This is a genomic window from Nesterenkonia lutea, assembly GCF_014873955.1.
Taxonomy (GTDB): Bacteria; Actinomycetota; Actinomycetes; order Actinomycetales; family Micrococcaceae; genus Nesterenkonia; species Nesterenkonia lutea.
Genome location: NZ_JADBED010000001.1, coordinates 2,086,932 through 2,112,855, shown reverse-complemented (window position 1 = coordinate 2,112,855; position 25,924 = coordinate 2,086,932). Strand labels below are relative to the sequence as shown.

Sequence of the window (25,924 nt, the reverse complement as noted above, 5' to 3'; positions counted from 1 at the left end):
CATGGCCGAGACCTTCAACCTTCCCGATGTCGGTGAAGGACTCACCGAGGCTGAGATCGTCACCTGGCGCGTCGCGGCCGGGGACACCGTCGAGGTCAACGACATCGTCGTCGAGATCGAGACGGCCAAGTCCCTGGTGGAGCTGCCTGTGCCGTTCGCCGGGACGGTCACCGAACTCGTGGCCGCCGAGGGCGAGACCATCGAGGTCGGCTCCCCGCTGATCAGGATCGCCGCCGAGGGAGAGGACACCTCTGCTCCGGAGTCCGCCGCCCCCGCGCAGACCGATGCCGAGGAGGAGGCGGCTGCCGCCCCCGCGGAGAAGAGCGGACGCGCTCGCTCGGGACGGGGCCGCAGGGCCGCCGAGAAGGCCGAGAAGGCCGAGGCTTCCGAGAAGGCGGCACGGGCGGCGACCGCTGAGGGCGTGGACGAGAACAAGGCACTGGTCGGCTCGGGGCCGAAGGCGGACTCTGCCGCGCGCCGGCTCAGGACCCGGTCCACGGCGCCGGACCTCGTGGACATGGAGGGGCTCGAGATTCCCGCCCCCGCGCCCACCGGCGCCGCCACAGACATCGCCGACATCGTGGCGCGGGCAAGCCCGCCCGTGCGTGCCCTGGCAAAGCGTCTGGGCGTGGCGGTCTGGGAGCTCGTGGGCTCCGGACGCAATGGTCAGATCACCCGTGATGATGTGGAGCGCCAGGCGCGGCAGAAGCGCGAGCAGCGCGCCACCGGGCAGGTGCCCTCCACGGGTGCCCCCTCCCCGGGCAGGCGCAGGGCCACTCCGGCGGAGGAAGGACTGCTCTACGAGGGTCCGCGTGAGGAGAACGTGCAGGTGCGCGGCGTGCGCAAGGCGACGGCGCGCAACGTCACCGCCTCCGCCACCACGGTTCCGCATGTCTCGGTCTTCAAGGAGGTCGACGTCACGCGCACCATGGAGCTGCGACTGGCGCTGAAGCAGGATCCCTCCTATGCCGGGCTGAGCGTCTCGCCGATGCTCTTCGCCGCCAAGGCCATCATCTGGGCGGCCCGCCGCAACCCGCAGGTCAATGCGACCTGGCACGACACCCATTACACATTGAAGAACTACCTCAATCTCGGCATCGCCGCCGCCACCCCGCGTGGACTGGTGGTGCCGGTGATCCATGAGGCCCACGCCTTCAACACGCGCGGGCTCGCCGCGGCGATCACGCAGCTGACCATCGACGCGCGCGAGGGTCGGACCACTCCGGGGGAGATGCAGGGAGGAACCGTCTCGATCACCAATATCGGCACGCTCGGGCTGGACAGCGGGACGCCCATCCTGCCGCCCGGACAGGCGTCGATCGTCGCGCTCGGCGCCGTGCGGAAGAAGCCGTGGGTGGTCGAGGGGCAGATCGTGCCGCGCGATGTGATGGTGATCGGCGGGTCCTTTGACCATCGGCTCATCGATGGCGACCTCGCGGGTCGGTTCATCTCCGACGTGGCCGCGGTGATGGAGCAGCCCGGTCTGTTGATCGACTGAGCCTGGTGACCCTCGGCTCAGCCGGTGATCTCGCGAATCTCGATCGGGCTCGTCCGGGGAGCGAGGCCGAAGACCTCGACGAGGGGCTGCCCCTCCAGGAGGACCTCGCTGTCGCTGGCTCCCGTGGCCATTCGGGCGGTGGTCTCGATCTGGGTCAGCACCTGCCAGGACTCGCACTCGCTGCTGGACACCGCCTCCCCGCTGAGCTGGACGGTGACCGTGTCCCCCTCCAGCTCCACCGACTCCACGCTGAGTCCGTCAGAGGCGGAGAGGGGGTTCGTGAAGGAAGGAGAGCCGTGGGAGTAGAGCTGATCGCTGATCAGGTACTCCAGTGCGGCGACGGCGGGCTCCTCGGTGACCACAGGCACTGACTGGATCACCGAGAGCGTGTCCTCACAGCCGAACGACTCGGTGCGCGCAGTCTCGATCTCATGCGCCTGCTGTCCCGCGGCGTCGTCGGAGTCATCCTCCACGGGGCTGCCCGGCGCCTCGGAGCCCTCCAGGGTGCCGTCCTGCGGGAGGGGTGCTGACTCAGCCTGCTCGGCGGGACTGACCATGGCCAGCGGCAGCCGCACAGAGTCGTCGGAGTCGACCTCCGGCTGCGGAATGGAGATCCCCGGCTCCTCCTCCTCCTCCTGCTCCTGGGTGGCCTCGCCGGAGCCGCAGCCGCTGATGAGCAGGGCGAGTCCCAGTCCCGCGGCGACCCAGCGGCGCCGGGGTCGGGGGGAGCAGGTGCATGTCATGGCACCAGGATAGAAGCTGTCGGGGCGCACGCCGAATCCTCAGGCCTTCCATCCCGGCCCTCGCGGGCGGAAGGCCTGAACGGGGAGGCCTTCCGCCCGCGAGAGGGGTGAGGGGCTGGGGCAGACGAGGGCGGATCGTCATGCACCCAGCAGGCAGATCCTCACCATCAGGGCGACGCCGGCGAGGAGAGAACGGGACTCCTGAAGCCGCGTCCGCGGCGACGCTGCAAGCCCGATAATTCAAACTTGAACGTCTGCGAGACTCATACTGGATCCCGCTCCGTGCAATGTCAACACCCCTTGGCCCTGGCCACCGTGCCCCTTGCCCTGGCCTCCTGGCCCCCTGACCCCGTGCCCCCGACCTCCGGCTCGCTCCCGGGGGCCCGCGGCATGGGCCCGGTTCTGTCCGGTCAGGTCCGGTAGGCTGGAGGCCATGCCCATCCGGAACCGGCGCGCTGCGGCGCTTCCCGCGAAACTCTCCCGCTCCTGGCTGCTGATCAATGCCGCCAGAGAGGCGGACTTTGCCCCTGGGCTGGCAAGTGAGGCGGATTCGGTCATCTTCGACCTCGAGGCCTCCGTGCCCGATGACGGCAAGGTTGCGGCACGGGAGGCAGTGCTGCGCGCCCTGAACGGCGGCATGACGGCCTGGGTGCGCATCAGTCCCACGACCTCTGAGCATTGGGAGGACGATCTGAGCGCCCTCTCCCGGGCCGAAGGGCTCCGCGGTGTCATGTTGGCCGAGACGGAGCGTCCCGAGCAGGTCACCTACACCGCCATGCGGCTGCGCGCCGGCACGCCGGTGATCGCCCTGGTGGAGTCGGCTCTCGGCGTGGAGAATGCCACGTTGATCGCCTCGGCCCCCGGCACGTTCCGGCTGGCCTTCGGAACCAATGACTTCCGCAAGGACGTCGGCGTCTCCGCCGACCCGATGGCGCTGGCCTACGCCAGGTCCAGGCTGGTCATCGCCTCCCGCGTCGGCGGGCTTCCCGGCGCGATCGACGGACCCACTGCCGCCGATGCCGATCCGCAGCAGACCGCAGAGGCCTGTCTGGTCACCGCCAACATGGGCATGACCGGCAAGCTCTCGCTGAACCGGGCCCAGGTGGAACACATCAACACCGGCCTGGCACCCTCAGAGGACGAGCTGAGCTGGGCTCGCGAGCTGATCGAGGCACACGAGGCCGGCGGGTCCATCGGCGACGGCTCATATCTGCCCCGCCTCGCGCGCGCGCAGAAGATCGCCTCCCTGGCTGACTCCTACGGCCTCTGGAACGCCTGACTCCGCCGCACTGACTACGCAGACTGGACACAGGCCCAGGTCACGGCACTTTTGGGCGGGCAGAACGCGCAGTGTAACCTCTGTCACATGGGCAGGGAGACGTATACCGGAGATGTGGCCTTCGAGCTGCGCGGCCACCTGGGAATCATCACGCTGAACCGACCCCGCACCGTCAACGCGCTGACCCAGCTCATGTGTGAGTGCCTGCTGGTGCAGCTCCGGGACTGGGCCGTGGACGACACGGTGACACAGGTGCTGATCAGGGGTGCCGGTGACCGAGGGCTCTGCGCCGGCGGCGATGTCTCGAGCCTGTACCAGGAGATGGTCGCCCTGCAGTCCCAGGACGGCGGAGAGATCCTCCCTGTCGGCACGCCGGGCTACGCCGCCGATTTCACCAGCGAGCCGTTCCTCGCCGACGAGTACGCGCTCAACCAGACGATCGCCGAGTACCCCAAGCCCTTCATCGCACTGATGGACGGGCTGGTGCTGGGTGGAGGCATCGGCGTCTCGGCCCATGGCTCACACAGGGTGGTCACCGAACGCACACGAGCAGGCATGCCGGAGACCACCATCGGGTTCTCTCCCGACGTCGGCGGGACCTGGCTCCTGGCTCAGGCTCCTGGACGGCTGGGTCTGCACGCCGGGCTCACCGGCGCCCATCTCGATGCCGCAGATGCCATCGCCGCCGGACTGGCCGACGTGCTGGTCCCCGCGGAGGAGCTCAATGACCTGACCCAGGCGCTGAGCACCGCACCTGTGGAGGTCGTGCTCCCGAAGTTCGCCGTGGCCGCCGAGTCTTCGGGGCTCGTTGAGGCCCGAGAGTGGATCGACCAGGCGTATTCGGCTCCCACGGTGGAGCAGGTGCTCGAGCGTCTCGATGAGCTCGCACCCGCGCATGAGCAGGCCGGCGCAGCCGCACAGGCGCTGCGGGAGAAGTCACCGGTCTCGTTGAAGGTCGCTCACCGGGCGATCCTCGCCGCCGAACAGCTCTCGCTGCGAGCGGCGCTGGAGCAGGAGTTCACGATCGCTGTGCACATGCTGCGATCACAAGATTTCCGTGAAGGCATCCGCGCGCAGATCATCGACAAGGATCGTGAGCCTCGATGGAGTCCGGCCCGACTCCAGGACGTCGGTGAGGGCCTCGTCCAGACGTACTTCACGCCGGTGCCGGGCCGGCGGCTCAGCGAGGTCCAGAGCCTCTGATCAGGCCAGGACGTCCTCGATGTCGCGGTACTCGGCGCCGAGCGCCTCCGCCACCGGGGCATTGGTGATCGCCCCTCCGTGGACGTTGAGTCCCTTGGCCAGGTGCGGGTTCTCGCGCAGCGCCTGCTTCCAGCCCTTGTCCGCCAGTGCGAACACGAACCGGAGCGTGGAGTTGGTCAGCGCGGCCGTGGCGGTGTGCGGGACCGCACCCGGCATGTTCGCGACGCAGTAGTAGATCTGCTCGCCGAGCGTGAACGTCGGATCGGCGTGCGTGGTGGGACGGGAGCCCTCGAAGCAGCCGCCCTGGTCGATGGCTATGTCCACCAGCACGGACCCCGGACGCATGGCCGAGGCCATCTCCCGGGTCACCAGTTTCGGCGCCGTGGCACCGGGCACGAGCACCGAGCCGATGACCATGTCTGCCGCAGCCACCTCCTCGGTGAGCGTCAAGGTGTTCGAGGCGAGCGTGGTGAGTCCGCGTCCGGACAGGGCCGAAAGCTCACGAAGCCGATCGATGTTCAGATCCAGCACCGTGACATCGGCTCCCATCCCCAGGGCGGTCAGCGCCGACTGTTCGCCGGCCTTGCCGCCGCCGATGACGACCACCTTCGCGGGTCGGGACCCGGGCACGCCACCGATCAGGATGCCCGAACCTCCCTGGGAGTGCATCAGATGATAGGCGCCCACCTGCGGAGCAAGTCTGCCCGCCACCTCGCTCATCGGGGCCAGCAGCGGCAGCCCATGGGGCCCGGTGACGGTCTCATAGGCGATCGCGGTGACGCCTCGCTCCTGCAGGGCACGCGCACACTCGGGCTCCGCCGCAAGATGGAGATAGGTGAAGAGGACCTGACCCTCCCGCATCTGCTCGAACTCCTCGGCCTGGGGCTCCTTGACCTTCAGGATCAGCTCGGCCTGTGCCCATACCTGTTCGGCCACTCCGAGGATCTCGGCGCCAGCGGACTCATACTCGGTGTCGGCGAAGCCGGAGCCGGCGCCGGCTCCGCTCTGCAGCAGGACCCGATGGCCGCGCCCGATCAGGTCGTGAGTCCCTGCGGGGGTGAGGGCCACGCGGTATTCGTTGTTCTTGACTTCAGCGGGAACTCCGATGATCATCTGGTCTCCTCTTCACGTGCCGGGTGGGCGGCTCAGCGGGTCGAACCGAGTGCCGACATGGGGTGATGCCGGTCACTGTGTTCAGTCTGTCATGAATGCACACCGGGACTCGAGACCCTCAGGGAACTGCCCGCCGAGCTCTTCGCCCCGGAGGTGCAGGGGTCAAGCTGTTGTTGAGCCTGTGACTTCACCCTGGACGCAGATGTTGACAGTCTGGGGATGCTGGGACGTCTGCCGCGTCCTGATGAGCGTGACCGGGAGACAGATCTGGAGATCCATTCGATGGAGCAGGAAGACGGTGCAGGGCGCCAGCGCGCGGGTGCGCCGTCCTCGCCTCCCTCGGAGGGCTCCCCGCTGTCCATCTCCTCGCCTGTGCTGATCCTCGGTGGACCCTCGCCCGCGGCCTCGGAGCTGAGTCAGCGGCTCCGTGGACTCGACGTGAAGGTGCTCCAGGCCTCGAGCGCCGAGGCCGCCAGAGCGAGTCTGCAGGCCGACGCTCCGGACATCTTCGTCGTGGACGTCCGCGCCAGTCGCAGGGTGGCGGACCTGGACAGGATCCTCGACGGCCTGCGGGGAAGCCGCGAGCAGACGGCGGCGCTGCTCTGGTTCGATGCCGAGGCAGAGCTCACCGATGTCCTGGGCGCCGTCCATCCGCTGGATGACCACATGACCGGCATCATCACGGTGGAGGAGTCGCTGCGACGGCTGCATCTGATGACCGCGCGACTGCCGGTGCGGACCGACGGGGAGCGGCTCGTGGTCGGAGACCTGGAGCTGGACACCGCCGCTCGCACCGTGCAGCGTGCGGGGCGCGACATCGATCTCTCCGACACCGAGTTTCGGCTGCTCCGGCTGCTCATGCGTCACGCCAGGACGGTGCTGCCCAAGTCTGAGATCCTCCAGCAGGTCTGGGAGTACGAGTTCGCCGGTCAGGCCAACATCGTGGAGCTCTACATCTCCTACGTCCGCAAGAAGATCGAGTCGAACATGCCCCGCATGATCCACACCGTGCGGGGCGCCGGCTATGTCCTGCGCCCAGCCGACCAGGAGCCTTCCGGCCCTGAGGGGTCCTCAGTGCTGCCGCGCTGAACCTGGCGGCGGCTTATTACTCAGCGGTAGCTTGTGGCACACTGAGCGCATGCATGTGATCTTCCGCACCCTCCTGATTCTGCTCCGCGCGCGTCGTCGACCCTCCATGACTCCGTGGGAGTCTTCCGTGGTCTCGCTGCGCGCGCTGCCCACTGACATCGACATCGCTCGGCACATCAACAACGGCCAGTACTTCTCGCTCTTCGATCTGGGCCGCTTTGATCTGATGGCACGCTCCGGAATGTGGGCCCTGATGCGTCGGCGCGGATGGTCCCCGGTGGTGCAGTCGGAGCAGATCACCTTTCGCCGCTCGGTGACGTTCATGACTCGCTTCGAGATCCACACCCGCATGATCGGCTTCGACGAGAAGTGCTTCTACTTCGAACAGCGCGCAGTGGTCGACGGCGAGATCTACGTCCGCGCACACATCGCCGGCAGGCTGCTCTCCGCGCAAGGTCCGGTCGCCAATGAGGACATCATCGAGGCGATTCGGGAGCTCGGGCATGAGGTGCCGGAGGACCTGACCGTGAGCGAAGAGCTGCAGACCTGGCGGCGCAGCTCGGCGCTTCCCTCGGCGCGGAAGCCTGCACCGAATCAGTGGTGAGTCACGCCGGGCTGCCCGGCGGGCCGCTCACTGTGCCGCGCGAGCCCGTCGTGAGGCCAGCGCGATCGCGGCCGCCCCGGCGATGATCGCCAGCACCGCGAGAGACACCGAGGCGGCCACACTGGCGGCGTCGGGACCGGTCTGTGCCAGTTCCGGCTCCGCAGTCGGAGCCCCTTCATCAGTCGAGGCGGGGGAGCTCAGCTCCGGCAGGGTGTAGCCCGGCATGCCTGGGATCCCTGGGAGTGCAGTGCCTTCAGGGAACTCCTGCGGCGTGCCGGAGCTGGTGGGTGCGGCGGAAGTGGTGGGCGCGGCAGAGCCGGTGGGTGCGACAGAACCGGAGCCGGGTGTCTCCTCGGTCTGTGAGGCTCTGGTCGGGCTGGGTGACGGCGGCTGCGCGGAAGAACCACCGCCGGCTCCCTCCTGCAGGCCCACGTAGCAGCGAGTCGAGACGGGGCTTCCGTCCGGTGCCACGGCACTCACCGAGAAGTCATCCTGGGAGGCGCCGGGTGGCAGCGGGGACGGCGCCTGATAATAGACGACGTTTCCCTCGATCCGGATGGAGGCTCCGGTGAGACTGGAACCCGTGGTGAGTCCGGTGAGTCCGCTGCTCATGTCCAGGCGCGGCGTCTCAGTCTGTCCGGGTGCGACGAGCACAGAGCCGCACCTGATGTAGTGCTCGTCCTGTCCCGGCTGCTGTCCCGGTCCCTGACTGGGAGCCCCGGTCGCGGGAGCCTCTGGGTCCCCAGAAGGGCTCGGGCTGAGTTCGTCGTCCGGGTCGGTGGGCTCCAGAGACGGCGTGCCCGAGGGCTCATCGGTGGGCTCCTCCGGCTCGGCGGGCTCCTCCGTGGGTTCCTGAGGCTCGGTGGGCTCCAGAGTCTCGGTGGGCTCCTCTGAGTCGGTCGGCTGCTCGGTGGGTTCTTCCGGGGGATCCGTCGGAGTCTCGTCACCCGTGCTCGGAGAGTCGTCGTCCTGGTTCTGCATGTCATCCGGGTCAGCGGTGGTCTCAGCTGACCCCGTGGTGCTGGGCTCAGCGAGGCTCGATTCAGGGATGCTCGGTTCGTCGGTCGCGGCATCTGCATGGGCAGGAACGGCGGCGAGCACGAGCGTGAGGCTGAGGAGCGCAGCGCCGCTCCAGGACGCGGCTGTCTGCGCTCCCCGCTTCATCCAGTCGTGCCCCTCATGCGTGATGGACGGCGGGGCCCCGACCCCGCCGCCGATGTCAATAGTCAAGCCGCCAGTGTACGACGCGGCGCGCCGTACTCATAACGATCCGGTAAAGACGCACCTGATGGGTCAGGCGGCCCGGGCTCAGCTGATGCGGGTCTCCGGGGACTTCGTCAGACTTGGATCCTGCTGGGCAAGATCCCCCAGGACGGAGTCGATGGAGTGCATCGCTGCGTCATCGAGGGTCACTCCCGCGGCGGCCACATTGCCTGCGATCTGTTCGGGGCGCGAGGCACCCACCAGTGCTGAGGCGACGTTGGGATTCTGCAGCACCCAGGCCACAGCAAGCTGAGCCAGGTTCAGTCCGTGGTCCTCAGCGATGGGCTTGAGCTTCTGCACAGCCGTGAGGATCTCGTCGTTCATATACCGCTCGATGAACTTGCCCGCTTCCTTGTCCGAGGCGCGCGATCCCTCCGGGGCAGGCTGCCCCGGAAGATACTTGCCGGTCAGCACGCCCTGGGCGATCGGCGACCAGACGATCTGTGAGACGCCGAGCTCCTCGGAGGCCGGGACCACCTCGGGCTCGATGACCCGCCACAGCATGTTGTACTGCGGCTGGTTGCTGATGAGCTGGATGCCCAGCTGCTTGGCCAGAGCGTGCCCGGCACGCAGCTGATCGGCGGTCCACTCCGAGACCCCGATGTAGAGCGCCTTGCCCGAGCGGACCACGTCGGCGAAGGCCTGCATGGTCTCTTCCAGCGGAGTCTCATAGTCGTAGCGGTGAGCCTGGTAGAGGTCCACGTAGTCGGTGCCGAGCCGGTTCAGTGAGCCGTTGATGGATTCGAGGATGTGCTTGCGGGAGAGCCCGGTGTCGTTGTGCCCCTTGGGTCCCGTCGGGAAGTAGACCTTGGTGAAGATCTCCAGGGATTCGCGCCGCTGTCCGGCGAGGGCATCGCCGAGCACCTGCTCCGCCACGGTGTTCGCGTAGACGTCGGCGGTGTCAAAGGTGGTGATCCCCGCGTCGAGGGCGGCATGGACGCAGGTGGTCGCAACGTCGTTCTCGATCTGCGAGCCGTGGGTGAGCCAGTTGCCGTATGTGATCTCAGAGATCTTCAGGCCAGAGTTTCCGAGGTATCTGAATTCCATGGGCAGAGCTTATCCCCGGCGAGTGGGGAAGTGCCATGGGGCCCTCCGTGCGGCTCCGCTCACCGGCCCGCGCGGACCAGTCGGTCCAGTGCCTCCTGCATATGCTCCTCGATCTCCCGCTGCAGCGCCGCGTCGTCGCCAGAGGCCACTGCTTCGGCGATCCGGCTGTGCTCGGCGACCTGGTCCTCCGGGTCGAAGTAGGTCCCCTGCAGCGCGGTCATGCACATTCGTGTCTCGACCATCAGTGTCTCGTGCACCCGGTGGAGTCGAGGGCTGCCGGCGAGGCTCACGAGCTCCTCGTGGAAGGCGAAATCGGCGTCCGCCAGAGCCTTCAGGTCCCCGGACGCCGCCGCCTCGGCCATCGCGGCGGCACGCTCGCGCAGTCGCTGAGACGCCGCGACGGCGCCGGAGGAGTGCGCCACCGTGCGTGCCGCGGCCGTCTCGATCGCGGTCCTGGTCAGGTAGAGATCTCGGATCTCCTCCTCGTCGAGCTCCTTGACGAAGAGTCCGCGGTTGAGCTCGCTGCGCACCAGACCCTCCTGGACCAGGCGCTGCATCGCTTCACGCAGGGGCCCACGGCTCACGCCGAACTCGGCGGCGAGACCCGCCTCGGAGAGCTGAGCCCCGGCGGGAAGGCGACCGTTCATGATCCCTTCGCGCAGAGCGCGCGTGATCAGGGAGGAGGTGGACTCTCGGTGGACGGGTTGAAAACCTGCGGGGGAACTCATGGCATCTCCGGATTGTTGACAATCTTCACAGGTATTCATAGCATAGCCGCACCCCAGTATGAAAGAACGCGAGACCAGCGACGCCGGCACGAGCGATCGATGTGAAGGACAGGTGAGCATGACACCAGCGCTGCCGATCATCACTGTGCTGTGTCCCGCCGCGGGGGCCGCGAGTCCGGGCAGTCTGGACAGACCGGGCGGGCTCGACAAGATCGAGAGCCGGGCTGAGCTGCGCTACACCGATGCGGCCGGGCTCGGAGACGCAGTCGACGGCGCACAGGCGCTCTTCCTCTGGGACTTCTTCTCTCCGGCGGTGGAGCAGGCCTGGTCACGGACGGCCTCGCTGGAGTGGATCCATGTGGCCGCGGCCGGGGTTGATTCGCTCATGTTCGACGAGCTGGGACGCTCCGAGGTCACCGTCACCAACGCCCAGGGGATCTTTGACCGACCCATCGCCGAGTATGTGCTGACCGCGATCCTCGCCCACGCCAAGGACTTCGCCGGAAACCTGCGGCACCAGCAGCGTCGAGAATGGGCTCATCGGGAGACCCACAGGGTGCAGGGGCGCTCAGCGCTGATCATCGGCACCGGAGCCATCGGGCGCGAGACTGCGCGGCTGCTGCGCGCCGTCGGGATCACCGTCACCGGGGCCGGGCGCACTACTCGGACGCAGGATCCCGACTTCGGAACCGTTCTGGACAGCGCCGAGCTGCCCCGGCACATCGGGGCGTTCGACCATGTCGTCAACGCCGCACCGCTGACGCCGCAGACCCTCGGGCTGATCGGTGAAGAGTCGCTGGCTGCGATGCGCCCAGGGGCTCACCTGATCAACATCGGCCGCGGGGAGTCCGTGGACGAACCGGCGCTGGTCAGGTCGCTGCAGGCCGGGCACCTCTCCGGAGCCACGCTCGACGTCTTCGAGGAGGAGCCGCTGCCACAGGATTCGCCGCTGTGGGACCTGGAGACTGTGACGATCTCCGCCCACATGTCCGGTGATGTGCTGGGTTGGCGGGACGCGCTCGCCGAACAGTTCGTGCACAACGCTGAGCGCTGGCTGGAGGGGGAGCCGCTGAAGAACGTCGTGGACAAGGCGAAGGGGTACGTCCCCTCGTCTTCCAGACCTGGAGCAGCTGAGATCTGATTCACCCGCTGAGTCCCCGGACTCACGAGCTTGAGGAGGGGCGCATGACGCACCTTGCTGAACTGACCGCCGTCGAGCTGCTTGCGGGATACCGCAGCGGAGAGTTCACTCCGGTGGACGCCACGGAGGCCACGCTGGAACGCATCGAGGCGCACAACGATGCCGTCAACGCCTTCGTCCTGGTGGACCGGGACTCCGCGCTGGACTCCGCTCGGGACTCGGCCCGGCGCTGGTCCGAGGGACAGCCGGTGGGTCCTGCCGATGGGGTTCCGACCTCGATCAAGGACATCTTCTACACCAAGGGATGGCCCACGCTCCGCGGGTCCAGCCTCATCGACGAGGCCGGCCCCTGGGAGCAGGACGCCCCCTGTGTCGCGCGGCTGCGGGAGGCCGGTGCAGTCCTGCTGGGAAAGACCGCCTCCCCAGAGTTCGCGTGGAAGGGCACCACCGATTCCCAGCGCTTCGGCGCCACCACCAACCCCTGGGACCCCTCGGTGACCGCAGGCGGGTCCTCCGGCGGTGCGGCTGCGGCCGTGGGGTCGGGCATGGGGCCCTGGGCCGTGGGGACCGACGGCGGCGGCTCGGTGCGGATACCCGCCGCCTTCACCGGCACGGTGGCGATCAAGGCCACCTACGGCACAGTGCCGATGTACCCCGCGAGCCCCTTCGGCACGCTGGCGCATGCGGGACCGATGGCGCGCACCGTGACTGACACGGCCCTGCTGCTCGACGTGATCTCAGGCTTCGACTCGCGGGACTGGTCGGCGCTTCCCTCTCCTTCACGATCCTTCACCGCGGATCTGCAGTCACTGGAGACCGAGTCCTCTCCGCTCGCCGGGGTGCGGATCGGCTATTCGCCCACGCTGGGCTTCGGGACCAACGATCCAGAGGTTGAGCAGCGCGTGCGCGAGGCGGTGGAGGTGCTCGCCTCCCTGGGGGCGGAGGTGGACCAGGTGGACCCGGACATCGAGGATCCGGTCGAGGCCTTCCACGTGCTCTGGTTCACCGGCGCCGCCAAGGTGCTCCAGGCCTACGGTCCCGGAGCGCTGGAGAAGATCGACCCGGGGCTGCGCGAAGGCATCGAGAAGTACGCCGACGCGACGGCGCTGGACTATCTCAGTGCCACGGCCGTGCGGATGGACACGGGCGTGCGCATGGGAAACTTCCACCAGAGGTATGACCTGCTGGTCACCCCGACCATGCCGATCCCGGCCTTCGACGCCGCCCGGCAGGCCCCTGAGGGCTGGCCCTCCCAGCTGTGGACCAGCTGGACGCCATACACGTATCCGTTCAACATGACCCAGCAGCCGGCCGTCTCCGTGCCCTGCGGACTGACCGGATCCGGACTGCCGGTGGGACTCCAGATCGTCGCCGCCCGAACCCGAGACCATTCGCTGCTGCGCGCCGCGCGGGCCTATGAGATCGCCAGCGGGGAGAAGTTCAGCGCGCCGGTGACACCTGTCTCACGGGGCGCCGCAGCTGTGCGATAGCCACCCCGGTCAGCGTCACCGCCCCGCCGACGATGCCCAGCAGCGGGGGCACCTCGTCCAGCGTCAGCCAGGACATGAGCACCACGACGGCGGGGACGGCCAGCGTGCTCGCGGCGACCTTGCCGGTGGGGAAGTGGTTCATCGCGTATCCCCAGAACCAGAATCCCAGCGCGGTGGGCCCGATCCCCATGTAGATCGCCCCGACGATCACCGGGGTGGAGGCGGTCTGCACCTCCTCCACGGTGGCACCGAGGAAGGGGAGCAGGACGACGGTCCCTGCGGCGCAGGCCAGCCAGGTGGCCGTGAGCGGATCGGTGTGGCGCAGCGCCAGCTTCTGGATCAACATGCCTCCCGCGTAGAGGAACGCGGCGATCAGCGCGATGCCCAGTCCTGCCAGCGCCAGCTGGCCGGTGGATCCAGCCACGCTGATCAGCCCGATCCCGCAGAGCGAGACCACCATCCCGGTGAAGAGTCGGGGAGAGAAGGACTCCTTGAAGAAGATGACCGCACCGATTCCGACCATGATCGGAGCGAGGTTGACGACCATGGCGATCGTGCCCGCATCGATGTAGTGTCCGGCCAGGTTGAAGACCAGGGTGTAGAGGGCGAACCAGATCACGCCATAGAGCGCGGTGAGCCCCAGTGCGGACCGGCTGGGCAGCGAGAGCCGCCCGCGCCTGACGATGAGCAGCAGCACGCTCAGCGTCACCGCCCCGGCCACGAGTCGCAGCAGGGCCAGCGGTCCAGGTGAGAGTTCCCCCGCGGACCAGCGGATCAGCACGAAGGACGAGGCCCACATGAGCACGGTGGCGATGATCGCCGCCACGGGAAGAGCCCTGCGCGTCAGGGTGGCATTCTGGTTCACGCCACGACTGTACCGCCGCTTTGCCCTATCCCCGGGGGCGGGCTAGTATTGACAGTCGCAAGCCGTGCTGCGCTGTGCTCATGCGCGTCCTCCTGGAGAGAGGAACGCAGGGGTCTGGCGCCGGAAAGCAGCAGGGTTGTTGTGAAGCCTGGATTCCAGAGCACCACATCAAGCACCACCGTCCGTGCAGCGTCTCGCTGTGCGAATGAGAAGGCACTTCGGTTGGATCTCACCCAGCCTGGTCCGTCCTCGCAAGTAACGGTGTCATAGCTGGTGGCGGGACCCAGAATCGGGGACCGCCCGTATACATTCACGTACTTACGCAAGAGGAGTGATCATGGCAGCACGTTGCCAGGTGACCGGAGTGGGGCCGCAGTTCGGCAACTCAATTTCCCACTCGCATCGGCGCACCAAGCGCCGGTTCGACCCGAACATCCAGAAGAAGCGCTACTGGGTTCCTTCATTGGGACGCAATGTGACGCTGACCTTGTCCGTCAAGGGCATCAAGACCATCGACGTCCGCGGCATCGACGTAGTCGTCGCCGAGCTGATCGAGAAGGGTGAGAAGCTCTAATGGCAAAGGACAAGGACGTACGTCCCATCATCAAGCTGAAGTCGACGGCAGGCACCGGGTTCACCTACGTGACCCGCAAGAACCGCCGCAACAACCCCGACCGCATCGTGCTCAAGAAGTATGACCCGGTCGTTCGCAAGCATGTCGACTTCCGAGAGGAGCGCTGATCATGGCCAAGAAATCCAAGATCGCAAAGAACGAACAGCGCAAGGTCATCGTTGAGCGCTACGCCGAGAAGCGTCTGCAGCTGAAGAAGACCCTCGTTGACCCGAACGCGTCCGACGAGGACCGCGAGGCGGCCCGCGTGGGCCTGCAGAAGCTTCCCCGTGATGCTTCCCCGATCCGCGTGCGCAACCGCGACGCCATCGATGGTCGCCCCCGCGGCACCTTCCAGAAGTTCGGCATCTCGCGCATCCGCTTCCGCGACATGGCTCACAAGGGTGAGCTTCCCGGCATCACCAAGTCATCCTGGTGATCTCCAGAGGCTGAGTCCGGTGTCTCGCTGAGTCGAGACGCTCACCAAGGGGTGGGCCGCCTTCGGGCGGCCCACCCCTTGGTCGTTCTGCTGCACCTCTGTGCCCTGAACCCGTCCAAGACAGCCATCCGTGCGGAGGCTGCTGTTCCTCACCCCTGGAGGAACAGCGTCAGTCCTCTCGCGAGTGGTTCTTGTGTTCGCAGCACCCGATCCAGGACCTCGCAGAGTGTTCGCGGAGCGGAAAACGGACGTCTTCAGCCCAGAATCACGGGCTTCTATGCTGGTTCATCCGGGCCTGCGTGGTAAGTTGCCGTTCTGAAAGCCCCACGCGGCATGACCGGCGCGCCGCCGCTGCATATCGCACCAGCAACGCGCTCAGGTCAGGTCGGGGACTGCCACCGAATACGTCCAGGAGGACAAACATATGGCACTGAACCGCAGCGAGCTCGTCGCAGCAGTCGCAGAGAAGTCCGGCAACTCCCAGGCCGCCGTCAACGGCGTTCTGGATTCCGTCTTCGAGGTCTTCACCGAACAGGTTTCCAAGGGCGAGAAGGTCACCATCCCCGGCTGGCTGGCAGTGGAGCGCACCAAGCGCGCCGCGCGCACCGGACGCAACCCGCAGACCGGCGAGACCATCCAGATCCCCGAGGGCTACTCTGTGAAGCTCTCGGCAGGCTCCAAGCTGAAGGCTGCCGCCACCGGCAAATGAGCCACATGAGTCGTGGCGGTCCCATGCGGACTCGCTGCGGCCCGGCTGAACGTCTCGGCCCCTCGCCCAGTTGATCGGGTGGGGGGCCGACGTCGTCCCATCCGCTTCTCCCACGCCGCAGGTTCTTCTACGCGGCGTAGAATTGTCGCAGGCCCGGAAAGTGATCCCGCAGGAAGGCGCAGAACCATGACAGTCCCATCAGCGCTGGCGCTCGGCTCCTCCGTCCTCGCGAACGCCGCAGCGGCCACTCCGAGCGATGAGCTGCCCGGCTGGTCCCCCCTGGTCTTCGGCATCGGGAGCCTCCTCCTGCTGATCCTGGTGATCGTGCTGGCCCGGCGCAAGATGCAGGAATCGCAGCGCTGGCAGCAGCGGGCCGACGGCAGAGACGGCTCCGGCGAGCCGGACGGCACAGGCGGCTCTGCCGAGCCCGACGGCGACCCCCGGAAGAACGACGACGCGTGAGCACCTCCACGCGGGGCCCCGCCGCCGGCGCCCGAGACTCGTCGCCCCGCCGCGAGCAGCGTCCTGCGGCGCTCTGGCGCGCGCCGGTGCCGCTGACCGTGGCAGCGATCCTCGCCGGCCTGGTCGCTCTGATCATCTCCGGCGTCCTGACCGGTGTCGGCGAAGCCGGTGAACTCTCAGACTCCGGCGCCCTGACCCGCTGGGGCCTTCCGGTGGCACGCTTCATCCATCACCTCTCCATGGCCACCGCACTGGCGGCCGTGATCCTGGCGGCGGTGGCCGTGCCCGCGCGGCGCGGACCGCGACAGCGGCGGAAGGTCGAACGCGCCGAGGGGGGCACCGGACCCGCGGGGGAGCACCCGATCTTCACGCGGATCCTGCAGATCGCGGGCATTGCCGGCGTCCTCTGGACCGTGGCTGCCGTGGCGGTGCTCGTGCTGACCTTCTCCGACATCTCCGGGCTCCAGCTCTCGGCCTCAGATTCCTTCGCGGCAGGCTTCTTCGGCTATGTGCAGTCCATCGCCACCGGTCAGGCGTGGACCGCCGTGGTGATCATCGCCGCGCTCTTCACCACGCTGGTGACCGCTGTGCGCGCTCCCGCCGGACTGTTCTTCATCGTCATCCTCGGGCTCACCGCGATTCTGCCGATGGCTCTGGTGGGCCACTCGGCGTCCGGGGATGACCACTACGCCGCGGTCAACTCGCTGGGGCTCCACCTGCTCGGCGTCGTCGTCTGGGTCGGCGGACTCGTGGTCCTCGCCCTGCTCTCCCCAGCACTCGGGCGCCAGGCGGCCGCCCCGAACGGGCGGACGAGCCAGGCAGGGACCGAGGACCCGACCGATGATCTGACCGAGACGCTGCTGCGCCGCTACTCGGTGCTGGCCGGGCTCGCCCTGCTGACCGTGGCGGCCTCGGGCGTCATCAATGCGAGCCTTCGCATCGAGTCGCTGGACCAGCTGGTGAGCACCCAGTACGGACTGATGCTCTCCGCCAAGCTCCTCGCCACCCTCGGACTCGCCCTCATCGGCTGGATGCACCGGTCCTGGATCATTCCTCGGCTGAGCAGCCGGACGCGACCTGCCGGGCTCCTCTTCCAGCTGATCCTTGTCGAGGTGACGCTCATGTCCGCGGTGATCGGCATCAGCACGATCCTCGGGCGCACCGCGCCGCCGGTGTCCGAAGAGCTTCCGCCGGACGCGAGCCCGGCCCGGACGCTGACCGGATACGACCTTCCGCCGGAGCCTGAGGGAGCCCTCTGGTTCACCCTGTGGCGCCCGGACTGGCTCTGGGTGGCCGTGGTCACCTTCCTCGCCGCCTGGTACGTGCTGGCCATGGTGCGGATGCGCCGCCGCGGCGACAGCTGGCCGCTGCTGCGCGCCGCCAGCTGGCTGCTCGGGCTCGCGGTGCTGCTCTGGGTGACCTCCGGCGGTCCAGCCGTCTACGGCATGGTGCTGTTCTCCGGACACATGATCCAGCACATGACGCTGACCATGGTCGCCCCGATCTTCCTGGTCATGGGCTCCCCGGTGACCCTTGCGCTGCGCTCGCTGCCGGCGCGCACCGACGGCACCCGAGGCCCCCGCGAATGGATCCTCTGGCTGGTGCACTCGCGATTCTCGCGGTTCATCACCCACCCCATCGTGGCCGCGGTGAACTTCGCCGGCTCGCTGCTGATCTTCTACTACACCCCGGTCTTCGGACTCGTGCTGAATCACCACGTGGGCCACGAGCTGATGATCTTCCACTTCCTGGCCACCGGCTACATCTTCGCCCTGGTGCTGATCGGGGCGGACCCGCTGCCCCAGCGCCCCGCGCATCCGATGCGGCTGATCATCCTGCTGGCCACCATGGTCTTCCATGCCTTCCTTGCGGTGGCGCTGACCAGCTCGGACCAGCTGATCGAAGCCGCCTGGTTCGGCAACATCGGCCACGACTGGGGCTTCACCGCGCTGGAGGATCAGCGCCGAGGTGGCGAACTCATGTGGGCCCTCGGAGAGATCCCCGCGATCCTGATGTCCTTCGCGGCCGGAGTCATCTGGTCCAAGGACGACAAGCGCGAGACGAAGCGCCTGGACCGTGAGGCTGATCGCACGGGCGACGCCGAGCTGCATGACTACAACGACATGTTCGCCCAGATGGCAGAACGCGACCAGCCGCGATGACCCGGGGGAGAGCAGGGATCGCAGCTCTGGTCGGCCTGCTGCTGCTGAGCGGCTGCTCCGCAGATCAGGAGCAGGAGCTCCCGGAGGGTCACGAGGCGACCGGCACCGAGTCGCCTGACAGCTCCGATGCCCAGGACGGCGGCGAGGCCCAGGAGGGCGGGGATCCCTCAGCCGGGGCTGGAGAGGTCAGCGGTCCGGATCGGCTGGTCGACGCCGCGCAGGCGGGTCTCGAGCGCGCGGGGAGCTTCGGCTTCAACGAGGTGGGATTCGTCTCGGACGAGGTGGCCCAGTCCTACCGCGACCTGCTTCGCGACAACTCCCTGGCGGGGGAGGACCCGGATGCGGCGGTGACGCCGGAGACCTGCGCGCAGCCGCTGGCGGCGGTCGACTTCTCGCCGCTGCTGCTCGGGGAGGACACGGTGCGTGCCGACTTCTTCGCCGAGGGCTTCTCCGGAGCCGGTTCCATCGAGCTCGCGGCGCTTGAAGGTGCCGAGGATGCCGAGCAGGTTCAGGGACACCGAGACAATGTGCGGCGCCTGCTGGAGACCTGCGCGGAGACCGCGTTCACCCTGGAGGGGATCGACTACGAGCTGAGCATCAGCGAGCCCGCGCTCGAGTCCTCCGGCGAGGAGAGCGTGAGCTATTCCTGGGAGCGGGAGGGCGAAGGAACAACTTTCGCCCAGATCCTGTTCACGCAGGTGGACGATGACATCATCATGGTCTCCTTCACCGGAGGGGAAGCGGCGGCCTCGGCGGAGTTCACCGCGATGGCGGAGGCCATCACCGCGGAGACGGCCGCCGCGCTGGAGGAGACCGAGACTGAGTCAGGAACAGAGTCTGAGACTGGGCCTGAGACAGAGACCGAGTCTGGGACCGAATGAACCATGATCCCAGCGTCACCGACTGGGACACCGCAGCACCGACAGGAGACCCCTGATGACAGAGACGATTCGCCGTGCTGAGCGCGTGCGCGCTTCCGAGCTGGTCGGAAGAGGCTGGCTGAACACCGGAGGCAAGCAGGTCTCCCTCGAGGACCTGCGCGGCAAGATCGTCATCCTGGACTTCTGGACCTTCTGCTGCATCAACTGCCTGCATGTCCTCGACGAGCTGCGCCCGCTGGAGGAGCGGTTCAGCGACATCCTGGTCACCGTCGGCGTGCACTCCCCGAAGTTCGAACACGAGGCAGACCCGGATGCGCTCGCCGCCGCCGTGGAACGCTACGAGATCGCCCACCCCGTGCTCGACGATCCGAACCTGATCACCTGGCAGGCCTATTCGGCGCGAGCCTGGCCCACCCTGGTGGTCGTGGACCCGCAGGGCTACATCGCCGCCTCGCTCGCGGGAGAGGGACACGTCGCCGGTCTCACCTCGCTGGTCGAGGAGCTCGCCGCCGAGCACGAGGACAAAGGGACCCTGCACCGCGGCAACGGCCCCTACGTGCCCCCGGAGCCGGTCTCGCGCACGCTGCGCTTCCCCGGCAAGGCCGTTCCGGTGACCCGTGCACTGGGAGGGCGGCAGGACGCCGTCGGGAACTTCCTGGTCTCAGACACCGGGCACCACCGGATCGTCGAGCTGTCTCCGGACCTGTCGACCGTCGTCCGCTCCTGGGGCGGCGGCGAAGACCACGAGAAGGGTCACCATGACGGCTCGGCCGAGAGCGTGCGGTTCAACGAGCCCCAGGGCCTGACGGTGCTCCCCGAGGCGATCAGCCAGCAGGTCGGCTATGACATCGTCGTCGCCGACACGGTCAACCACCGGCTCCGCGGGATCAACACCGAGACCGGTGCCGTCACCACGCTCGCAGGCAACGGCGTCCAGCGCCTGCTCGATGCCGAGCGCGCCCGGGCCGGCGCGGTGGAGTCGGGATCGCTGGGAACCGAGCCGCTGAACGTCTCGCTGTCCTCGCCCTGGGACGTGCTGTGGTCGGAGACCCTCGGCGCCGTCGTCGTTGCCATGGCCGGAACACACCAGATCTTCACCTTCGAGCCGCGCACCGGTGAACTGGCGATCTTCGCCGGCACCGGACTGGAGGGTCTCCTCGACGCGCAGGCTGATCAGGCCTGGTTCGCGCAGACCTCGGGACTGACCGAGGATGCCGCCGGCGACATCTGGATCGCGGATTCCGAGACCTCCTCGCTGCGAGTGATCCGCACCTCCGCCTCGGCTGACGGCGTCGATGCCCCGGCCGGACCGGCCGTGGAGACGCTCATCGGCGAAGGCCTCTTCGACTTCGGCTTCCGAGACGGGGAGCCGGGCCAGGCCCGGCTGCAGCATCCGCTGGGCGTGACCGCGCTTCCGGACGGCTCCGTGCTGGTGGCAGACACCTATAACGGGGCGATCCGGCGCTACCGCGGGGAGCACCTCGCCGCGGACGGGACCACCGTGGCGGCAGGCGTGACGACTGTGGCGCGGGGGCTCAAGGAGCCCTCCGACGTGCTGCTCGACGCCGACGGCGCCAGCCTGCTCGTGGTCGAGACCAACGCGCATGAGCTGGTCCGCATCGCCGTCCCCGAGGAGTACCTCACCGTGGACGAAGGTGCCTCGCAGACTCAGCGCCCCACCACGGCGGTGTCCCCGGGAGAGTTCTCCCTGGCCATCGGCTTCGAAGCTCCCACTGGCCAGAAGCTCGACGACCGCTGGGGGGACCCCACCCAGCTGAAGATCTCCTCCTCGCCGGAGAATCTCCTGCTCGACGGCGGGGGGAGCTCCGAGGGTCTGCGCCGGACCCTGCGGCTGAACCCAGAGGTCTCGGCGGGGGTTCTGCACATCACCGCCCGTGCCGCCGCCTGTGACGGTTCCCCCGGAGAGGAGATCCCGATGCACGCCGCCTGCCACCTCTACCAGCAGGACTGGGGCATCCCGGTCAGCCTCGAGGACGGAGCACAGACCGAGCTGACCCTGGATCTGCGCGGCGTGCGCTGAGCTCATCTCAGCAGGCCAGGCCCCACGCGGCCCCGGCGTTGGTAAGCTCGGTGACGAACCAGAGTTTCTGCGAAGAAGGCGGTTGAACTATGACCACGATGGTCGTTGTCGCGAGCAAGCATGGGTCCACCGCAGAGATCGGTGAGCACATCGCCTCCACTCTGCAGAACCGCGGCGTGTCCGCGCATGTCAAGGACGTCTCTGAAGCGAGTGCCTGGCTCTACGAGACGAACAACGTCGTGCTCGGCATCCCGGTCTACCAGCAGAAGCTGTGGGGTCCGGGGAAGCTGTTCCTGGAGGCGAACCAGACCGAGCTCAGCGGCAAGCCGCTGTTCCTCTTCGCCGTGGGCGGGGGGCCCAGCCTGGCGCCTGAGCTGGCCGAAGAGCTGCGCAGCCATCCGCACCGCGAGGTCACCTACTTCCGCGGAGCCATCGACGCCGAGAAGCTCAGCTTCCTCGAGAAGCTGATGCTGAAGGTGGCGAAGGCGCCGGAGAACGCGGACTTCAGAGATTGGCCAGGGATCGAGGACTGGTCCCAGTCGCTGCTGGCCTACGGCCTGAGCTGATGCCGCTGCTGCTTCCGCGATGATCGAGTTCGCACAGGTCACAAAGAGCTTCACCCAGCGCGGAGGCTCCGGAGGGGGCCGGCAGGTCCATGCCCTGGAGAAGGTCAGCCTCAGCATCGCCGAGGCCGAGATCTTCGGTGTGGTGGGGGAGTCGGGCTCCGGCAAGTCCACGCTGCTGCGGCTGATCAATGCACTGGAGACCCCCAGCGCCGGCTCGGTCACGGTCAACGGCATCAACCTCGCCTCCCTGCGCCCCGCAGAGCGCCGGGCCCAGCGTCGCCGGATCGGCATGATCTTCCAGCAGTTCAACCTGCTCTCCAACAAGACCGTGGCCCAGAACGTCGCCCTGCCGCTGAGCCTGCACCGGCGGCGGACCGCGCAGGGGCCCCGCCCGCCGCGCGGCCGGGCGCAGGAGCGGGCGCTTCAGATGCTGGACTTCGTGAACATGGGGGCACACGCGTCGAAGCATCCCGCCCAGCTCAGCGGAGGCGAGAAACAGCGCGTGGCCATCGCACGAGCCCTGGTGAACGAACCAGACATCCTGCTCTGCGATGAGCCGACCTCCTCGCTGGACAGCCAGCACACCGATGAGGTCATGGCCACCCTGCTGCGTGTGCGCCGGGAGATGGACACCTCCATCGTGGTGGTCAGCCACGAGCTGGAGGTCATCCGCGGCGCCTGCGACCGCGCCGCCATCCTCGAGGCGGGGCTGCTCACCGGCATCGTGGACATCGCGGCACCCGCGGAGCGGGAGCGCTTCAACAGCTATTCCGAGCGGGCGCGCCGTTACCTCGAGGGGGAGACGCGGTGAACGACTTCGCCGAGCGGCTGGCGACCTATCAGGGCGAGATCATCACCTCCATCCTGGAGACCGGGGCGATGCTGGGCTGGTCGCTGCTGGCCGCCGTCCTCATCGGCCTGCCCATGGGCACCGGCATGTACCTGGCGCGCCGCGGCGGACCCAAGGAGCGCGGCTGGCTCTATGCCGGGCTCAACGGGTTCGTCAACGTGGTCCGCTCAGTGCCCTTCCTGCTCTTCGTGGTGGCGCTGATCCCCTTCACCCGCTGGGCAGTGGGCACCTCCTTCGGCACCACGGCGGCGGCCGTCCCGCTCTCCTTCGTGGCCATCGCGCTCTACGCGCGCTGGGCTGAACAGACGCTCGTGGAGATCCCGCAGGCCACCGTGGAGCTGGCCGACTCGCTCGGAGCCAGCACGCTGCAGCTGGTCACCCGCTTTCTCTACCCCGAGGCGCGCTCCGGGCTGGTGCTCTCTCTGACCACGGTGACGATCTCGATGATCTCCTACTCCACGATCATGGGGGTCGTGGGCGGCGGCGGCGTCGGAGACTTTGCCATCCGCTACGGCTACCAGCGGTATGAGTACGACATCATGTACGTGACGATCGCCGTGATCGTGGTCCTGGTGATGCTGATCCAGGCCTGCGGCACGAGGCTCTCCATGGCGCTGGACCGCCGCTCCCGCTGAGCATCCGGCGCAGAGCCGCAGCCTGGCATAACTGGAGCGCCGACGTCGTTGACACAACAGGGCCCGCAACCGGCCCATCCATTCCGATCGAGGAGAACCTTGAACGCCGAATCACTGCAGAACCGTCCTGTCCGCGCGCTCAGCGGGGCCGCCGTCGTCCTCGCGCTCTTCGCCACCGCCGCCTGTTCAGGCGAGCCGGCGGCCGATGGGGCGCAGGGTGAGGACACGCTCATCCAGGTCGCCTCCCACACGACCCCGATGACCGATGTGGTCGAAGCCGCCGCCGAGGTCGCCGAGGAGGACGGCTACACGATCGAGCTGGTGCAGGTCAGCGACAACGTCCAGTACAACCGGCTGCTGGCCGACGGCGAGGTGGACGCGAACTTCGCCCAGCACGAGCCGTACATGCAGGCCTACAACCAGGAGAACGACGCCGAGCTCGCCATCGTGCAGCCGATCTACAACGCGCGCGTCGGGTTCTACTCGCAGGACTACGAGTCCCTCGAAGAGATCCCCGACGGCGCCCGGATCGCGATGCCCAACGATGCCTCCAACGAGGGGCGCGCGCTGGCGATCCTCGACGATCAGGGGCTCATCACCCTCGCCGAGGGCGTCGGGTTCGAAGGCACGCTGGCAGATGTCGAGGAGAACCCGAAGAACATCGAATGGGTCCAGGTGGACCTGCTGAACCTCACCTCTGCCTATGAGGAGGAGGGCATCGCCGCCGTCTTCAACTACCCGACCTATATCGGCAGTCTCGGACTGACTCCCGAAGACGCGATCGCCGTGGAGGAGAACATCGACGAGCGCTTCGCAATCTCCGTGGTGGCCCGCGAGGGTGACCTCGACACCGAGAAGATCCAGGTCCTCGAGGACGCCATGACCAGCGACGAGGTGCGCGAGTTCCTCGTCGAGGAGCACGACGAGACGCTGGCCCCGGCCTTCTGATCCGCGATCGGCCGGAGCCGCCTGCTCAGCGGCAGGCGGCTCCGGCTCAGTGGCCGGGCCGGGACGCTTCCGCGCGCTCCCAGGGCTCGACCGAGCCGGGGACCACCCGCATCATCGGATGCGGGGCGGGGACAGGAGGTCGGGGCGTCTGTGCCTGTGCGGCGAGCAGGTTCTCCCGCGCCTTCTCCGGTGACCGGGCCGCGAGCTTGGCGCCCAGATGCTCCCATTCCAGGAGCAGCTGGCCCTCGGTCACGTCCAACGTCTCCGCACCGTCCTCCCCGGGCGCCCTGCCGCTGAGGATCTTGCTGCGGTCGAAGCGGTACCCGCGGCTCTCCGCCTCCTCGACGACGCCGTGCAGATAGGTGCCGACGGCGGCCAGCGGCTCGGGCCGGGCGCGGAACCGGATCAGCTGCGGGTGATTCGTATACCCCCTGGTGCCTCCGTTCAGCACCGCCTGGGCCAGCAGGGTCTCCCGCCAGCAGGCGACGAGGCCCTGGCGGTCGAGGTGGCGTGGGTGAAGGCTCCAGATGCGCATCGGCACAGGCTACCGGTGCTCGGCGACGTATGGCGTAACAGAGGGGGCTGCACCGCGCCGGGCCGGTGATACCGTTCTGTGCCTGTCAACGACTGATGCCTGTCCACGACCGATCTGCTGCGCGCCGCCCGCATGGGGCGCCGACCCAAGGGAAGCTTCTATGACCACACGCCTGATCTCCACGCTCGCCGTCTCTGCCGCCGCGGCACTGGCGCTGACCTCCTGCGGCGGGGGTGAGGACCCCCAGTCGGAGAGTGCCGACGGCGCCGCCGATGGTGAGACTGCCTCAGGGCTGACGCTCGAAGAGGTGCAGGAGCAGGGCGTGCTCACCGTGGGCACCGAGGGGACCTACCGTCCCTTCAGCTACCACGAGGACGGCTCGGGGGAGCTCACCGGATATGACGTGGAGATCGTCACCGCCGTGGGCGAGGAGCTCGGCGTCGAGGTCGAGTTCGAAGAGACCCAGTGGGACGCGATGTTCGCCGGGCTGGAGTCAGCCCGCTTCGACGTGATCGCCAACCAGGTCTCCATCACCGAGGAGCGCGAAGAGAGCTACCAGTTCTCCGCGCCCTATACGGTCTCCAACGGGGTGATCGTCACCCTTGAGGACAATGACGAGATCACCAGCTTCGAAGACCTCGACGGCGCGACCACGGCACAGTCGCTGACCTCGAACTGGTACGAGCTGGCCACCGAATCTGGTGCCGAGGTCGAGGCCGTGGAAGGCTGGGCCCAGTCCGTGACGCTCCTGGAGCAGGGCCGGGTGGACGCCACCGTCAACGACAAGCTCACCTACCTGGACTACCAGGCCACGGAGAACAACGAGAACATCAAGATCGCCGCCGAGACCGAGGAGCAGTCCCTCTCCGCGCTGACCTTCCGTCAGGGCAGCGACTCACTGGTCGAGGCCGTGGACGAGGCCATGGCCACCCTCGCCGAGGACGGCACCCTGGCCGAGATCTCAGAGAAGTACTTCGGCGAGGACGTCAGTGAATGATCTCCCTGACGGGCAGGTCGCGATAG

27 protein-coding genes are annotated in these 25,924 nt (G+C 67.9%); 20 read left to right on the top strand and 7 right to left on the bottom strand.

Annotated features, from left to right (window positions below):
- Position 1 precedes the first annotated feature (1 nt).
- On the top strand, positions 2 to 1,498 hold the full coding sequence (locus tag H4W27_RS09680; protein ID WP_192595747.1) for a dihydrolipoamide acetyltransferase family protein: 1,497 nt from the start codon (positions 2 to 4) through the stop codon (positions 1,496 to 1,498).
- 17 nt (positions 1,499 to 1,515) lie between these two features.
- On the opposite strand, the gene H4W27_RS09675 is transcribed toward H4W27_RS09680, so the two are convergent.
- Positions 1,516 to 2,241 carry a GerMN domain-containing protein gene (locus tag H4W27_RS09675; protein WP_192595746.1) on the bottom strand — a complete coding sequence of 242 codons (726 nt, stop codon included), beginning with the start codon at positions 2,239 to 2,241 and terminating at the stop codon, positions 1,516 to 1,518.
- A gap of 433 nt (positions 2,242 to 2,674) precedes the next feature.
- Here H4W27_RS09675 and H4W27_RS09670 point away from each other — a divergent pair, with 433 nt between their 5' ends.
- Both H4W27_RS09670 and H4W27_RS09665 read left to right on the top strand, forming a co-directional pair.
- Positions 2,675 to 3,520: an HpcH/HpaI aldolase/citrate lyase family protein gene (locus H4W27_RS09670; RefSeq protein ID WP_192595745.1), complete on the top strand. Its 846-nt coding sequence runs from the start codon at positions 2,675 to 2,677 to the stop codon at positions 3,518 to 3,520.
- A gap of 87 nt (positions 3,521 to 3,607) precedes the next feature.
- Positions 3,608 to 4,723 carry a 3-hydroxyisobutyryl-CoA hydrolase gene (locus H4W27_RS09665; RefSeq protein WP_192595744.1) on the top strand — a complete coding sequence of 372 codons (1,116 nt, stop codon included), beginning with the start codon at positions 3,608 to 3,610 and terminating at the stop codon, positions 4,721 to 4,723.
- Here the strand turns inward: H4W27_RS09665 and ald are convergent, their stop codons facing one another.
- Positions 4,724 to 5,836 carry an alanine dehydrogenase gene (gene ald / locus H4W27_RS09660; RefSeq protein WP_192595743.1) on the bottom strand — a complete coding sequence of 371 codons (1,113 nt, stop codon included), beginning with the start codon at positions 5,834 to 5,836 and terminating at the stop codon, positions 4,724 to 4,726. It abuts the gene before it with no gap.
- 219 nt (positions 5,837 to 6,055) lie between these two features.
- Here ald and H4W27_RS09655 point away from each other — a divergent pair, with 219 nt between their 5' ends.
- Both H4W27_RS09655 and H4W27_RS09650 read left to right on the top strand, forming a co-directional pair.
- Entirely contained in the window at positions 6,056 to 6,925 is an 870-nt protein-coding gene (locus H4W27_RS09655) for a response regulator transcription factor (protein WP_192595742.1), read from the top strand.
- A gap of 49 nt (positions 6,926 to 6,974) precedes the next feature.
- Positions 6,975 to 7,529, top strand: a complete 555-nt coding sequence (locus tag H4W27_RS09650; RefSeq protein ID WP_192595741.1) for an acyl-CoA thioesterase — start codon at positions 6,975 to 6,977, stop codon at positions 7,527 to 7,529.
- Positions 7,530 to 7,556: 27 nt separating this feature from the next.
- Here H4W27_RS09650 and H4W27_RS09645 read toward each other — a convergent pair whose 3' ends face one another.
- The 3 genes from H4W27_RS09645 to H4W27_RS09635 all read right to left on the bottom strand — a co-directional run bounded on the left by H4W27_RS09645 (position 7,557) and on the right by H4W27_RS09635 (position 10,567).
- The gene (locus H4W27_RS09645) at positions 7,557 to 8,759 is read right to left on the bottom strand and encodes a hypothetical protein (RefSeq protein WP_192595740.1); all 1,203 of its coding nucleotides are present in this window, start codon (positions 8,757 to 8,759) and stop codon (positions 7,557 to 7,559) included.
- 78 nt (positions 8,760 to 8,837) lie between these two features.
- Positions 8,838 to 9,839: an aldo/keto reductase family protein gene (locus tag H4W27_RS09640; RefSeq protein ID WP_192595739.1), complete on the bottom strand. Its 1,002-nt coding sequence runs from the start codon at positions 9,837 to 9,839 to the stop codon at positions 8,838 to 8,840.
- Between the two features lie 59 nt (positions 9,840 to 9,898).
- Positions 9,899 to 10,567, bottom strand: a complete 669-nt coding sequence (locus H4W27_RS09635) for a GntR family transcriptional regulator (RefSeq protein WP_192595738.1) — start codon at positions 10,565 to 10,567, stop codon at positions 9,899 to 9,901.
- Between the two features lie 118 nt (positions 10,568 to 10,685).
- Here H4W27_RS09635 and H4W27_RS09630 point away from each other — a divergent pair, with 118 nt between their 5' ends.
- Together H4W27_RS09630 and H4W27_RS09625 are read left to right on the top strand one after the other, a co-directional pair.
- Entirely contained in the window at positions 10,686 to 11,708 is a 1,023-nt protein-coding gene (locus tag H4W27_RS09630; protein ID WP_192596537.1) for a D-2-hydroxyacid dehydrogenase, read from the top strand.
- 44 nt (positions 11,709 to 11,752) lie between these two features.
- Positions 11,753 to 13,198 carry an amidase gene (locus tag H4W27_RS09625; protein ID WP_192595737.1) on the top strand — a complete coding sequence of 482 codons (1,446 nt, stop codon included), beginning with the start codon at positions 11,753 to 11,755 and terminating at the stop codon, positions 13,196 to 13,198.
- Here the strand turns inward: H4W27_RS09625 and H4W27_RS09620 are convergent.
- Positions 13,149 to 14,063 (bottom strand): DMT family transporter, encoded by a 915-nt coding sequence (locus tag H4W27_RS09620; RefSeq protein WP_192595736.1) that lies wholly within the window; start codon positions 14,061 to 14,063, stop codon positions 13,149 to 13,151. The two genes, H4W27_RS09625 and H4W27_RS09620, sit on opposite strands and share 50 nt — an antisense overlap.
- A 337-nt stretch (positions 14,064 to 14,400) precedes the next feature.
- Here H4W27_RS09620 and rpmB point away from each other — a divergent pair, with 337 nt between their 5' ends.
- From rpmB to H4W27_RS09560, 12 genes are all read left to right on the top strand, one after another.
- Positions 14,401 to 14,637: a 50S ribosomal protein L28 gene (gene rpmB, locus H4W27_RS09615; protein WP_036474464.1), complete on the top strand. Its 237-nt coding sequence runs from the start codon at positions 14,401 to 14,403 to the stop codon at positions 14,635 to 14,637.
- Positions 14,637 to 14,804, top strand: coding sequence for a 50S ribosomal protein L33 (gene rpmG / locus H4W27_RS09610; RefSeq protein WP_022872124.1), 168 nt, complete (start codon positions 14,637 to 14,639; stop codon positions 14,802 to 14,804). The genes rpmB and rpmG overlap by 1 nt, the downstream gene beginning before the upstream one ends.
- Positions 14,805 to 14,806: 2 nt before the next feature.
- Positions 14,807 to 15,112 (top strand): 30S ribosomal protein S14, encoded by a 306-nt coding sequence (gene rpsN / locus H4W27_RS09605; protein ID WP_192595735.1) that lies wholly within the window; start codon positions 14,807 to 14,809, stop codon positions 15,110 to 15,112.
- A gap of 424 nt (positions 15,113 to 15,536) precedes the next feature.
- Positions 15,537 to 15,821 carry an HU family DNA-binding protein gene (locus H4W27_RS09600; RefSeq protein ID WP_036474622.1) on the top strand — a complete coding sequence of 95 codons (285 nt, stop codon included), beginning with the start codon at positions 15,537 to 15,539 and terminating at the stop codon, positions 15,819 to 15,821.
- A 186-nt stretch (positions 15,822 to 16,007) separates the two neighbouring features.
- On the top strand, positions 16,008 to 16,283 hold the full coding sequence (locus H4W27_RS09595) for a hypothetical protein (protein ID WP_192595734.1): 276 nt from the start codon (positions 16,008 to 16,010) through the stop codon (positions 16,281 to 16,283).
- The gene (locus tag H4W27_RS09590) at positions 16,280 to 18,445 is read left to right on the top strand and encodes a cytochrome c oxidase assembly protein (RefSeq protein WP_318782272.1); all 2,166 of its coding nucleotides are present in this window, start codon (positions 16,280 to 16,282) and stop codon (positions 18,443 to 18,445) included. Before H4W27_RS09595 ends, H4W27_RS09590 begins: the two co-directional genes overlap by 4 nt.
- Entirely contained in the window at positions 18,442 to 19,326 is an 885-nt protein-coding gene (locus tag H4W27_RS09585) for a hypothetical protein (RefSeq protein ID WP_192595733.1), read from the top strand. Before H4W27_RS09590 ends, H4W27_RS09585 begins: the two co-directional genes overlap by 4 nt.
- A gap of 55 nt (positions 19,327 to 19,381) precedes the next feature.
- A complete protein-coding gene (locus H4W27_RS09580) occupies positions 19,382 to 21,367 on the top strand; it encodes an NHL domain-containing thioredoxin family protein (RefSeq protein ID WP_192595732.1) in 1,986 nt (661 codons plus the stop codon).
- 89 nt (positions 21,368 to 21,456) lie between these two features.
- The gene (locus H4W27_RS09575; RefSeq protein ID WP_192595731.1) at positions 21,457 to 21,933 is read left to right on the top strand and encodes a flavodoxin domain-containing protein; all 477 of its coding nucleotides are present in this window, start codon (positions 21,457 to 21,459) and stop codon (positions 21,931 to 21,933) included.
- A 19-nt stretch (positions 21,934 to 21,952) separates the two neighbouring features.
- Positions 21,953 to 22,744 carry a methionine ABC transporter ATP-binding protein gene (locus tag H4W27_RS09570; protein WP_192595730.1) on the top strand — a complete coding sequence of 264 codons (792 nt, stop codon included), beginning with the start codon at positions 21,953 to 21,955 and terminating at the stop codon, positions 22,742 to 22,744.
- Positions 22,741 to 23,418: a methionine ABC transporter permease gene (locus H4W27_RS09565; protein WP_318782271.1), complete on the top strand. Its 678-nt coding sequence runs from the start codon at positions 22,741 to 22,743 to the stop codon at positions 23,416 to 23,418. The genes H4W27_RS09570 and H4W27_RS09565 overlap by 4 nt, the downstream gene beginning before the upstream one ends.
- A gap of 99 nt (positions 23,419 to 23,517) precedes the next feature.
- Complete coding sequence (locus H4W27_RS09560) at positions 23,518 to 24,366, top strand: MetQ/NlpA family ABC transporter substrate-binding protein (protein ID WP_225939072.1); 849 nt, start codon at positions 23,518 to 23,520, stop codon at positions 24,364 to 24,366.
- A gap of 46 nt (positions 24,367 to 24,412) precedes the next feature.
- On the opposite strand, the gene H4W27_RS09555 is transcribed toward H4W27_RS09560, so the two are convergent.
- The gene (locus H4W27_RS09555; RefSeq protein WP_192595729.1) at positions 24,413 to 24,901 is read right to left on the bottom strand and encodes a pyrimidine dimer DNA glycosylase/endonuclease V; all 489 of its coding nucleotides are present in this window, start codon (positions 24,899 to 24,901) and stop codon (positions 24,413 to 24,415) included.
- Between the two features lie 160 nt (positions 24,902 to 25,061).
- On the opposite strand from H4W27_RS09555, the gene H4W27_RS09550 reads away from it, so the two are divergent.
- On the top strand, positions 25,062 to 25,898 hold the full coding sequence (locus tag H4W27_RS09550; RefSeq protein ID WP_192595728.1) for an amino acid ABC transporter substrate-binding protein: 837 nt from the start codon (positions 25,062 to 25,064) through the stop codon (positions 25,896 to 25,898).
- Positions 25,899 to 25,924: the final 26 nt, after the last annotated feature.